Annotated in this window: 9 protein-coding genes; 5 read left to right on the forward strand and 4 right to left on the reverse strand. The window is 62.5% G+C overall.

All coding sequences use genetic code 11. From position 1 onward, the window contains the following. Positions 1–13: 13 nt before the first annotated feature. Positions 14–1,957, reverse strand: a complete 1,944-nt coding sequence (locus G394_RS0113195; protein ID WP_028578054.1) for an aldehyde ferredoxin oxidoreductase family protein — start codon at positions 1,955–1,957, stop codon at positions 14–16. Between the two features lie 162 nt (positions 1,958–2,119). Between G394_RS0113195 and G394_RS0113200 the strand changes: the two genes are divergently transcribed. Beyond that, positions 2,120–2,713: a hypothetical protein gene (locus tag G394_RS0113200; protein ID WP_028578055.1), complete on the forward strand. Its 594-nt coding sequence runs from the start codon at positions 2,120–2,122 to the stop codon at positions 2,711–2,713. Between the two features lie 12 nt (positions 2,714–2,725). Here G394_RS0113200 and G394_RS0113205 read toward each other — a convergent pair whose 3' ends face one another. Continuing rightward, on the reverse strand, positions 2,726–3,286 hold the full coding sequence (locus G394_RS0113205; RefSeq protein ID WP_028578056.1) for a manganese efflux pump MntP: 561 nt from the start codon (positions 3,284–3,286) through the stop codon (positions 2,726–2,728). Positions 3,287–3,489: 203 nt separating this feature from the next. Here G394_RS0113205 and speA point away from each other — a divergent pair, with 203 nt between their 5' ends. Genes speA through nspC form a run of 3 tightly spaced genes read left to right on the forward strand, consistent with a single transcriptional unit; the run spans position 3,490 to position 7,849 of the window. Continuing rightward, positions 3,490–5,457 carry a biosynthetic arginine decarboxylase gene (speA, locus tag G394_RS0113210; RefSeq protein WP_028578057.1) on the forward strand — a complete coding sequence of 656 codons (1,968 nt, stop codon included), beginning with the start codon at positions 3,490–3,492 and terminating at the stop codon, positions 5,455–5,457. 32 nt (positions 5,458–5,489) lie between these two features. Next, positions 5,490–6,680, forward strand: a complete 1,191-nt coding sequence (locus G394_RS0113215) for a saccharopine dehydrogenase family protein (RefSeq protein WP_028578058.1) — start codon at positions 5,490–5,492, stop codon at positions 6,678–6,680. Continuing rightward, positions 6,680–7,849, forward strand: coding sequence for a carboxynorspermidine decarboxylase (nspC, locus tag G394_RS0113220; protein ID WP_028578059.1), 1,170 nt, complete (start codon positions 6,680–6,682; stop codon positions 7,847–7,849). The genes G394_RS0113215 and nspC overlap by 1 nt, the downstream gene beginning before the upstream one ends. A gap of 296 nt (positions 7,850–8,145) precedes the next feature. Here nspC and G394_RS0113225 read toward each other — a convergent pair whose 3' ends face one another. Next, positions 8,146–8,700, reverse strand: coding sequence for a putative glycolipid-binding domain-containing protein (locus G394_RS0113225; RefSeq protein WP_028578060.1), 555 nt, complete (start codon positions 8,698–8,700; stop codon positions 8,146–8,148). Positions 8,701–9,206: 506 nt separating this feature from the next. Here G394_RS0113225 and G394_RS19210 point away from each other — a divergent pair. Next, positions 9,207–10,385 carry an ATP-binding protein gene (locus tag G394_RS19210; RefSeq protein WP_043775891.1) on the forward strand — a complete coding sequence of 393 codons (1,179 nt, stop codon included), beginning with the start codon at positions 9,207–9,209 and terminating at the stop codon, positions 10,383–10,385. Positions 10,386–10,429: 44 nt separating this feature from the next. On the opposite strand, the gene G394_RS21420 is transcribed toward G394_RS19210, so the two are convergent. Then, the coding region (locus G394_RS21420; protein ID WP_028578061.1) for a HEAT repeat domain-containing protein at positions 10,430–11,541 on the reverse strand (1,112 nt) is incomplete at its 5' end.

The raw sequence follows: 11,541 nt of genomic DNA on the forward strand, positions 1-11,541 counted from the left end.
CCGGGCGGCGCGTTCAGGCGCGGCTGCCGCCGCGGGGATAGCTCTGCGGCGGCCAGAGCCGCGGTCCGTCCCACTGGCGGTAGGGGCCTTCGGCGTGCAGCCTGGCGGCCTCGGCCCCGAGTCCCAGTTCCTCCATGCGCTCCCGGGTGGGGATGCCCGTCGCCGGATCCTGTCCCAGCAGGGCGTAGTAGCGATCGAGCATGGCGTTGTGCCTGGCCTTTTCCCGTGCCATGTCCTCGGGGCTGAACAGGTCGGGGTTCAGGGGGATGGCGTCGTGGACCCGCGTGATGCCCCTGCGCGCGTTGAAGGCCTTTTCCAGGGTGTAGATGCGGTCCGCGGCGCGGATGAGGCTATCCTCGTCGAACGCTTCTCCCGTGGCGGCGGTCAGCAGGCGGGCCAGGCCGCCGAAGAGGGGCTCCTTCCAGGCCAGGGGCAGGGCGTTGGCCCAGGAATTGACCGCGCCCTTGCAGCGGCCCACGCTGTCGGCCAGGGTGCAGACCCGCTCGGACAGGATGATGGCCTGGACCGGGTCGTCCATGTCGGCGTGCATGGCGCCCGAAGCCTGCAGCTTGGGGTAGAGGTCGGGGTCGTTCTCGCCGTAGGCCCAGCTGCGGCCGCGCAGGTGGTCGGCCCCGCGGGTGGAGGTGGCGTGGGCCAGGGCGAAGAGGCCGGCCGGGTAAGGGCCGCGGCTCAGGCCCTTGACGTGGTAGCAGTAGCGCAGGGCCTCGGGGCCGATGCGTTTGGCCATGGACAGCATGCCTTCGGCCAGGAGGTTGCCGAAGCCTTCGCGCAGGGCCGTGAGGTGCACGAGTTCCACCTGGTCGGCGACGTTGTCCCAGGACAGGTCCAGTCCGCCCGTCATCTCACGGGTCAGGATGCCGCGGGCGAAGAGGTCCTTGGCCAGGGCCATGGTGTTGCCGAGGGGGATGACGTCGAGTCCGTAGATGTCGCCCAGATTGCTCATCTCCATGATGGCCACGGGGTCCGTCACGCCGCAGTTGGTGCCCATGCAGAAGATGGATTCGTACTCCAGGGCCTCGCCGTGCTCGCCCTTTCTCGCGCCCGACGGAATCTCGTAGACGTTCTTGCAGCGCACGGGGCAGTTGCCGCAGCCCGTGCGGCCCGTCTCGAACTGCTTCCAGGCCTCGGGCCGCAGCTGGGACGGCACCTCTCCAGACTCCAGGTATTTCGAGTAGTTGCGGAATCCAGGCCGCCAATTCACCACGCCGTGGTGCGAGCCGTAGCGGCTGGCCACATTGCGCTGAAAGTCGTCGCGCGCGAAATATTCCCGGTCGAGTCTGGCCAGTTCCCTGAACGTGTCGGGATCGGCCAGGGTCACGCGGTGGTCGCCCAGGACCACCACGGCCTTGAGGTTCTTGGAGCCCAGGACCGCGCCGCTGCCCCGGGCGGCCGAGGCGTACTTGTCGACGATGGTCGAGGCGAAACGCACCAGGTTTTCCCCGGCCTGGCCGATGCAGGCCACCGAAGCCTTTGACCCGTGTCTGGCCAGGAGCAGGTCCGTGGTCTGCCAGGTGTCCTTGCCCCAGAGGTCGCGGGCGTCGAGAAGCTCGGCCGAGTCCGGCGTGATCAGCAGGTAGCGGGGGAAGGCGGCGCGGCCCGTGATGATGATCTGGTCCGCCCGGGCGTGTTTCATGACCGAGGCGAAACGCTCGCCGGCGTTGCCGTCGCCCAGGATGCCCGAGTAGGGCGAGAGGGTGGAGACCTCCATGCGGCTGGTCATGCCCAGTACCGTCCCGGACAGAGGGCCGGGGGCGATGCAGTACACGTTTTCCGGGGCGAGGGGATCGATCCCGGGTGCGATGCGGTCGAAGAGAACCTTGGAGTTGAGGCCCCTGCCTCCGAGGAAGTACACGGCCAGCTCCCGGTCGAGGGGCAGCTCGCGCACCTCCTTCGCCGTCAGGTCAATGTCGATGATCCGTCCGGTCCAGCCGTTCATGGGCTCCTCCTTGGCAAAGGTGGCGGGGTGCCGCTCAGTTGACGCCATCATACCCGGGCGTGGCCGTCTTGGCTAGATGGGTCCCGAATTCCCTTGCTCGGACTGTCGGTTGTGGCTCGGGGCGGGAGCGTATAGACGGTGGAAAAGAAACAAGGAGACACGATGAGAGACACGTTCAGGGAAATTCGCTCCAAGATGGACGAACTGGAGCAGCAGTTGCGTCAGGAACTGGCCGCCAAGCAGGAGGAGTTCCGCTACACCGTCGAGAAGAAGAAGGTCCGCTTCAGCCGCGAGGTGCAGGAGGCCCACCGGGCCCTGGTCACCCGCTGGACGGCCTACGCCTACGAGTCGGGCGTCTTCAAGGTCCTGACCATCCCGATCATCTGGTTCGCTCTCGTTCCGGCGGTGTTCCTGGATTTCTTCGTGGGGCTCTACCAGCTGATCTGCTTCCCGATCTACGGGATCCCCATGGTCCGGCGCAGCGACCACATCGTGCTCGACCGGCACCGACTCAGGTATCTGAACTGGGTGGAGAAGTGCAACTGCATCTATTGCGGCTACTTCAACGGTCTCATGGCCTACGTGCGCGAGATCGCCGGCCGCACCGAGCAGTACTGGTGCCCCATCCGGCACTCGCGGCTGCCCAAGAGCACCCATTCGCGCTACGATCGCTTCGTGGACTACGGCGACGCCGAGGGCTACAGACGGGAGCTGGGGAACATCAGGAAGGATTTCGACGATTGCAGGAAGGACTAGGCCCCGTCCGCCTCACAGGGCCTGCCACAGGATCTTGGCACCGATGCCCAGGAGCACGACGCCGCCGAGCACTTCCGCGTGCTGTCCGAGACGGGTCTGGCAGCCGAGCAGCATGCCCAGATGCAGACCGGCTGCCGTGAAGCAGAAGGCCACCACGCCGATGACGGCCGCGGGGAACCAGATGGGGACGGCGAGCATGGCCAGGGTGAAGCCCACGGCCAGGGCGTCGATGCTTGTGGCCACGGACAGCATGATCAGGCGCGAGCCCACGGTCGGGTCCTGGCAGGTGTCGTCCTCGTCGTGGTGCAGACCTTCCCAGAGCATGTGTCCTCCGATATAGAGGAGCAGGGCAAAGGCGATCCAGTGCCCGAAGCGCAGGAAGTAGTCGCGCACCAGCAGGCCGCCGAACCAGCCGATGACGGGCATGGCGGCCTGGAACAGACCGAAGTGCCAGGCCAGGCGGAAGGTCTGGCGGCGGGTCACGACCTTGAGGGCCACGCCGGCCGCGATGGCCACGGCAAAGGCGTCCATGGCCAGGGCCACGGACACGGCCAGTAATTCGACTAAAGACATGCTGGTCTCCCGGAGATGAAGTAGGCACAAGGCAGATAGCCCAGCCCCGCGCCCAAGGCCAGGACCTTTTTGCGGGTTCCCGGCGGAGGTCGCCGGGCCGTACAAGTTTTATTGACGACGTGACCCCTCCCGTTTAGAGGGGTGCGCTGGCCAGGTTTTCGCCGTGGCCTGTATATTCTATGGTATGAAGGCGGAGGATATCGATGCGATCTCGGACTCTCGAAAAATGGACGGTTGAGCGCTCTTCGGAGCTCTACGGCGTGGACAACTGGGGCGGCGGATATTTCAGGATCACGCCCGACGGAAAAATGGGCATCACCCCGTTCCCGGGCAAGGACGTCTGCGTGCCGATCCCGTCCATCATCAGCGGCCTGCAGGAACGCGGTCTTGGCCTGCCGGTGCTGCTGCGCATCGAGAACCTCCTCGACGCCCAGATTTCCCTGCTGCACGACTCCTTCGCCAAGGCCATCAAGGACCTGCAGTACGGGGCCGAGTTCCGTGGCGTGTATCCCGTGAAGGTCAACCAGCAGCAGCAGGTCTTCGAGGAGATCTCCAAGGTCGGCGACCGCTACAACCACGGCTACGAGGTCGGCAGCAAGGCCGAACTCATCGCGGCCCTGTCCTTCCTGAAGAACCCCAAGGCCTGCCTGGTCTGCAACGGCTACAAGGACCAGGACTACATCGACCTGGCCCTCTACGCCGGCAAGATGGGCTTCCTCTGCTTCCTGGTCCTGGAGATGCCGAGCGAACTGCCCCTCATCCTCGACCGCGCCAGGATTCTCGGCATCAAGCCGCGCATCGGCGTGCGCATCAAGGTTTCGACTCAGGCCGGCGGCCACTGGGCCGAGTCGGCCGGCGACCTGTCCATCTTCGGCCTGTCCACGGCCGAGGTCGTGGATGTGCTCGACCTCATGCGCTCCCGCGACATGCTCGACTGCGTGCAGCTGCTCCATTTCCACCTGGGGTCCCAGATCCCCAACATCCGCGACATCCGCACCGCCGTGCACGAGGCCGCGCGCATGTACGCCGAGCTGGCCAAGGAAGGCTGCGCCATGGGCTTTCTGGACCTGGGCGGCGGCCTGGCCGTGGACTACGACGGGTCGCACACCAACTATGCCAGCAGCCGCAACTACACTCTCGAAGAGTACTGCACGGACATCGTCGAGTCGGTCATGGCCACGGTGGACGAGCACGACTTGCCCCACCCGAACATCATCACCGAGTCCGGCCGCGCCACCGTGGCCTACTACTCGGTGCTGCTCTTCAACGTGCTGGACGTCAGCCTCCTGGAGAACCGCCCCGTGCCCAAGACCCTGGACGAGGACGACCCGGAGGCCGTGCACAACCTGCTGGAGGTCTACAACTCCTTGTCCCTGAAGAACCTGCAGGAGTGCTACAACGACGCCATCTACTACCGCGACCAGATCCGTCAGCTCTTTCGCCTGGGCCAGTGCAGCCTGCGCCAGCGCGCCCTGTCCGACACCATCTTCTGGGCCGTCATCCGCGCCATCGCCGAGAAACTGCCCGAGATGAAGAACCCGCCGTCGGCCCTGAAGGACGTGGACCTGGCCCTGGCCAGCATCTACTACTGCAACATGAGCGTGTTCCAGTCCCTGCCCGACGCCTGGGCCATCGGCCACCTCTTCCCCATCATGCCCGTGCACCGGCTGGACGAGCTGCCCACGGAACAGGCCATCCTGGCCGACATCACCTGTGACAGCGACGGCAAGCTCGACAGCTTCATCGACATCCACGGCGTCAAGCGCGTGCTGGAGCTGCACTCGGTCAAGCCGTGCGAGCCCTATCATCTGGGCGCGTTCCTGGTCGGCGCATACCAGGAGACCCTGGGCGACCTGCACAACCTCTTCGGCGACACCAACGTCGTCAGCGTGCGCATCAACGAGGACGGGACCTACGATTTCATCCGCGAACTCGAGGGCGACAGCGTGGCCGACGTGCTGTCCTACGTGGAGTTCGAACCCAAGCAGGTCCTGGAGAACTTCCGTAAGGTGGCCGAGCAGGGCGTCCGCGAGGGCAAGATCAGCCCCCAGGAGCGCTTCATGATCATGCGCGCCTACGAGCGCGGCCTGCGCGGCTACACCTATCTGAACGAGGGCCGGGATTGCGACAATCCCGATGTGTGCGCGAGCGGCCCCACGGCCGGCGTGTAATTCGAACCATGCCTTATTGAAGGAGGATCGCCATGTCCAAAGTGCTCATCATCGGCGCCGGCGGCGTCGGCCATGTGGTGGCCCACAAGTGCGCCCAGGCGCCCGAAGTCTTCAGCGAGATCATGCTGGCCAGCCGGACCAAGTCCAAGTGCGACGCCATCGCCGCGTCGGTGAAGGAGAGGACCGGGCGCACCATCCAGACGGCCGCCCTCGACGCCGACAACGTGGCCGAGACCGTGGCCCTCATCAGGAAGTTCCAGCCCAAGCTGGTCCTGAACGTGGCCCTGCCGTACCAGGACCTGGCCCTCATGGACGCCTGCCTCGAAACCGGCGTGGACTACCTCGACACTGCCAACTACGAGCCCCTCGACGAGGCCAAGTTCGAATACAAGTGGCAGTGGGCCTACCAGGACCGCTTCAAGGAGAAGGGGCTCATGGCCCTTTTGGGCTCGGGCTTCGACCCCGGCGTGACCAACGTCTACTGCGCCTACGCCCAGAAGCACCTCTTCGACGAGATCCACGAGCTCGACATCATCGACTGCAACGCGGGCGACCACGGCCAGCCCTTCGCCACCAATTTCAACCCCGAGATCAACATCCGCGAGATCACCCAGCGCGGCCGCTACTGGGAGCGGGGCGAGTGGGTCGAGACCGACCCCCTGTCCTGGCGCATGAGCTACGACTTCCCCGAGGGCATCGGCCCCAAGGACTGCTACCTCATGTACCACGAGGAGCTCGAATCCCTGGTGCAGAACATCCGGGGCCTCAAGCGCGCCCGCTTCTGGATGACCTTCTCCCAGAACTATCTCAACCACCTGAAGGTGCTTGAAGGCATCGGCATGACCTCCATCGAGCCCGTGGACTACAAGGGCCAGAAGATCGTGCCCCTGCAGTTCCTCAAAGCCGTGCTGCCCGAGCCGGGTTCCCTGGGACCCCTGACCAAGGGCCGGACCTGCATCGGTTGCGTCATGAAGGGCGTCAAGGACGGACGTGAGCGCAAGGCCTACATCTACAACATCTGCAGCCACGAGGAGGCCTACCGCGAGGTCGGCTCCCAGGCCATCTCCTACACCACGGGCGTGCCGGCCATGATCGGCGCCATGATGATGCTGACCGGGAAATGGCGCGGCGCGGGCGTGTTCAACATGGAACAGCTCGATCCGGACCCGTTCATGGAGAAGCTGAACATCCACGGCCTGCCCTGGGTGGTGGTCGACCTGTGATGGACGGGCGCACCGCGTACCGCTTCGACACGCACCAGGTCGCCACGCCGTCCTTCGTGGTCGACCTGGGGCTCATCCGGCGCAACCTGGACGTGCTGGCCGGGGTCAAGGAACGCACGGGCTGCAAGATCCTGCTGGCGCTCAAGGGCTTCGCCATGTGGAGCGTCTTCCCGATCCTGCGGCAGGTGCTCGACGGCGTCTGCGCCAGTTCGCCGCATGAGGCCAGGCTCGGCCGCGAGGAGTTCGGCCGCGAGGTGCACGCCTTCGCGGCCGGCTACTCCCAGGCCGACATCTTCGACCTGTGCACCACGGCCGACCACATCGTCTTCAACTCCTTTCGCCAGCTGGAATCGTTCCGGGGCCTGATCGCCGAAGAGGCCAAGCGTCTCGGGCGGGAGATCGAACTCGGCGTGCGCATCAACCCCGAGCACTCCGAGGGCGCGGTGCCCATCTACGACCCGTGCTCGCCGGGCTCGCGCCTGGGCATCCGGCGCAAGGACTTCCGCCCCGACCTGCTCGAAGGGGTCACGGGCCTGCACTGGCACAACCTGTGCGAACAGAACGCCGACTGCCTGGAGCGGACCATCGCGGCCGCCGAGAAGGGCTTCGGGGAGTTCTTTTCGCGCATGCAGTACGTCAACTTCGGCGGCGGCCATCACATCACCCGCCCCGACTACGACGTGGACCTGCTGTGCCGGTTGATAAACGACTTCAAGCAGCGCCACGGCGTGCAGGTCTACCTGGAACCCGGCGAGGCAGTGGCCCTGAACACGGGCTATCTGGTCTCGACCGTCCTCGACGTGACCGAGGCCGACATGCCCATCGTCATCATGGACGCCTCGGTCCCGGCGCACATGCCCGACGTGCTGGAGATGCCGTACCGCCCACACATAGTAGGCTCCGGCCTGCCCGGAGAAAAGCCCTGGACCTGCCGCCTGGGCGGCCTGTCCTGCCTGGCCGGCGACGTGGCCGGCGAGTACTCCTTCGACCGGCCCCTGGCCCCCGGCGACCGCCTGGTCTTCACGGACATGGCCCACTACTCCATGGTCAAGACCAACACCTTCAACGGCATCCAGCTGCCAAGCATCGCGGTCTTCGAACCCGAGGACGGTTCCATGCGCGTGGTGCGGAGCTTCGGCTACGAGGATTTCAAGGGTCGGTTGTCCTGAGCCTTCGAATCACAATGACGATATGAAAACGCGGTTGTCCGGCGACGGGCATCCGCGTTTTTTTTGAAGTGTAACGGCGGAGGACATCTTGGAGGAAGATCACGGGAGGGGGATGTATACGTCACGGGTTTGGAAGATCTGAAGCGTGCAGGGGCTCTTTCGCTGCGGGCCTTTCTGGAGAACTGCGCCGGCGTGGCAAGGAGCCGCGCAACCTTAAGGGTAAATTCACCCGGAGCCTGGACGGGGAGAACGGTCACCAGGGCGGCGTTGCCGCTGCGTCAATCGGCGCGTGTTGATTACGGCTCCGCTTCCCACAGGTTCGGATAATCCTCCACGAAGCCGACTTCGTTGACCCGGAGCAGAGCGAAGTAGTCGAAGCGTGGCGCCTCGTACCAGTACGCTTCGGCGGTGCGCCGCTCGTAACGCTGTTGCAGCCTGTCAAGAGTGCCGGCAGCTACGTCGAGCCAGGCGACAGATACATCCGCGGCCTGGCCGATCTGAAGTGCCACACGCCGGAGTTGAAGCAGGTTCGTGGCCGGGGTGAACCCGAGATCCAGGTTGATGCACCCTTCCAGGTTGGGCACGACCAAGCCGTTGAGCGTCCATGTTCCATCGTGCGCCAGCGCGATCCGGAAATCGAGCGCACGTTCACCCATCCAGCCGCGCACCGCACCCTCCTGCGTTCGCCACTCACCATCGCATTCGACTTCATAGGCCAGAAAAGCAGGGACACCGTTGTGCAGGAAGGCGGTGGCACCCTCCACGCGCCAGGCGCCGCCTCGCTCAACCAGACGGCAGGCGTCGTGACCGGCGGAGTCCAGGCGCCTCCAGAGGATCTTGTCAGTTACCATGTCGCGTCCTCAACCGGCCCATGCGATGAAATCCGGGGTTACAGAAAGTTGAAGATCACGCAAAATCCGGTTCCAGATTTCGAATAATGAACTGTCTCATATTTCCAATGAGTATATTCGCAGTTGAATAATGCAATCCTGTCGCGGCGGCAACGTGAGCCTGGGTAGAGTAATATCCGCAGCAGGCGGGGAGATGGCAGCGTCACACCATTTGCGGTCACCTGTTTCAGGGCGCAGTGCATTCAGAAGAAGGTTGTCTCCGAGCAGGCACTGCCCTGAGATCATTCCAGGCGAATTCACATTCACAACCGCATCGGCAAAGAAACGGCTCTCTTTTCAGTCTGCAGGATATCATCCTGGAATTGTTCCAGAATCAAGCCAGATTTCAGAAGCCCGGTTAAGGATAACGGTCGGAACAGCATTTTTACTCAGTAATTGAGTATTTTTGCTCAATCAATTGAGTAAAAATGATTGATTCATATTTTTTATCTTGATATCGGACGATTATGACATATCAACGATCGCTCTTTTCCGACCTGCAACGGATTCTGCAATCGCCGTCGCCGGTCATGCATGTCCTGGTCGGGCCGCGTCAGGTCGGCAAGACCACCATTGCCCGGCAATTGGCCGATAGTCTCGGGTTTCCGGCAATTGTGGCCACGGCCGACAGTCCAACGCCCCTGGACGGCGCTTGGATCGAGACTCAGTGGCGGCGCGCCCTGATGCGGGCCTCGGACGGCCCGGTGCTCTTGGTGCTCGACGAGGTGCAGAAGGTTTCGGGTTGGAGCGAAAGCGTTAAGCTGCTGTGGGATGGCCGGGATATCGCCAAGGATATCCGGGTGCTGCTGCTTGGCTCTTCGGCCCTGCTTATGCAGGAGGGGCTGACGGAAAGCCTGGCCGGACGCTTTCTTTTGCATCGCTGTCCGCATTGGGGCTTTGCCGAATGCCGGGAGGCCTTCGGCTGGACTCTGGAGCAGTGGATTTTTTTCGGGGGCTATCCGGGGGCTGCGGCCTTTGTCCATGATGAAAGCCTGTGGAAGCGCTATATCGTCGATTCACTCATCGAGACCGTCCTGGCCCGTGACGTCTACCAGATGGCCAGGGTCGGCAAGCCCGCGCTGTTGCGCCATCTCTTTGCCCTGGCCGCGACCCTCCCGGCCCAGATCGTCTCCTACACAAAGATGCTGGGCCAGCTTCAGGACGCCGGCAATACCACGACCCTGGCCCACTACCTGCGCCTGCTGGAAGGGGCCTTCCTGCTCAGCGGGCTCGAACTCTTTTCCCGGGGCACGCAGCGCAAGCGCGGCAGCAGCCCCAAGCTGGTGCTCTGGAACAACGCCCTGGTCAACGCCCTGGGCCTGCGCAGCTTCGAGCAGGCCGCCTCGGACCCGGTATGGTGGGGCCGCCTGGTCGAAAACGCCGTAGGCGCGCACCTGTGCAACGGCCTCGGCTCCATGGAGTACGGGGTGACCTACTGGCGCGACGGCAAATACGAGGTCGATTTTGTCGTCGAGCGGGGCCAGGATATCTGGGCCGTGGAGGTGAAGAGCGGCGGGACGGGAGACGCAAAAGGGCTTGAGCGGTTCCGGGCCAAATACCCGGAAGCGAAAACGCTCATGGTCGGCGGGCCGGGGATTCCGCTGGAGGAGTTTTTCAGTGTTGCGGCAGGGCAGTGGGTGGGTTGAGCGTACGGGAGGGTCTGACTGGCGTTCAATTTGCTGCCAAACTTTTATTGTTCGATCTCTTTGGTCAAATCGATAGTTCTTCCAATCCGGTTTTCGAAAAGCAGATCCCATATATCTATGCATCGGTTAGCAATTTGATGATTGCAATCATCTTGGGCCTGTTCGTAAAGTCGCAATAAAATAGATGCTATTTCCGACGCCATGTGGGGATAACGTGAACCAACATCACGGGTTTTTTCTTGAAGGGTTGTGGAAAACGTCTCACAGACAGCAAAGATTGCGTCTGCGACAGAAATGAGGCTCCCGGAAAAATCCCTCAAGGACCAGACGAAATGGTCAGGGTCATCCGCGAAAGCCTCTGACTTGATATAATCTTTTACAAATACCGCATATTTTGTATCGGTCATTAAATTCTGGCTTCTGAATATGCCGTTCAACTCGTTCCGCACCTCTTTTTCCGGATCGTTCATGAATTGAAGCAAGAGATTCAGACACTGGTTGGAATATTTTTTGTCAAACAGCAATTGTGCGGCTACATCGGCTACGCCCTTTCGCTGCGGCACTGCCCCTTGGTAGCACTGGTTAAACTCATTTTCAAAAAAGCCGTGAAACAGCCATCGTGCCGTGACCTGCCTTGCGCCTTGCAGAGCAACGTCATCAACAAAAGAAAGAACCATTTGTTGAATAATGGGGCCGACCTGATCAATATAGTCGGGAATAGTATAATTGAAGAAACGCATAACGCGTGGAGATGCAGCGACTCGCAGATCATCTTTGCATGCCTTACAAAACCATGAAACCGCTAGGTCTTTGTCAATATTCAGGACCGGTTCAATGGCTTCAATGGCCGCCATGCGTACCGCCGGGTGAGGATCCTGGATAAGGGACTCAATTCCGGGCCTGACCTGCTCCAGGCGGTCTTTACGCTCCCAAAGCAGTTGTCCGATCGCACCGGCGGCCACACCCCGGACACAGTTGATGGTGTTCTGAAAAAGAATTTCAACCGTGGCCTCGTCACTGTTCTTGTCACAATGGAGATTCAACTTTCCAGCTTCCAGGTCCTGACCTGCCCGGCTCTTTTCAGACCAGTCGAAACTTGAGATAGGTTTCCCCCTCAACCACGAGGGGACAGATGAAAAAGGGACGATTTTCCGAA

Origin of the sequence: Desulfomicrobium escambiense DSM 10707, assembly GCF_000428825.1 — a bacterium.
Lineage (GTDB): Bacteria > Desulfobacterota > Desulfovibrionia > Desulfovibrionales > Desulfomicrobiaceae > Desulfomicrobium > Desulfomicrobium escambiense.

Bases quoted from the DNA above. Each gene is read 5' to 3' on its own strand.
- G394_RS0113195 (WP_028578054.1), bottom strand. From the start codon at position 1,957: ATGAACGGCTGGACCGGACGGATCATCGACATTGACCTGACGGCGAAG.
- G394_RS0113200 (WP_028578055.1), top strand. From the start codon at position 2,120: ATGAGAGACACGTTCAGGGAAATTCGCTCCAAGATGGACGAACTGGAG.
- G394_RS0113205 (WP_028578056.1), bottom strand. From the start codon at position 3,286: ATGTCTTTAGTCGAATTACTGGCCGTGTCCGTGGCCCTGGCCATGGAC.
- speA (WP_028578057.1), top strand. From the start codon at position 3,490: ATGCGATCTCGGACTCTCGAAAAATGGACGGTTGAGCGCTCTTCGGAG.
- G394_RS0113215 (WP_028578058.1), top strand. From the start codon at position 5,490: ATGTCCAAAGTGCTCATCATCGGCGCCGGCGGCGTCGGCCATGTGGTG.
- nspC (WP_028578059.1), top strand. From the start codon at position 6,680: ATGGACGGGCGCACCGCGTACCGCTTCGACACGCACCAGGTCGCCACG.
- G394_RS0113225 (WP_028578060.1), bottom strand. From the start codon at position 8,700: ATGGTAACTGACAAGATCCTCTGGAGGCGCCTGGACTCCGCCGGTCAC.
- G394_RS19210 (WP_043775891.1), top strand. From the start codon at position 9,207: ATGACATATCAACGATCGCTCTTTTCCGACCTGCAACGGATTCTGCAA.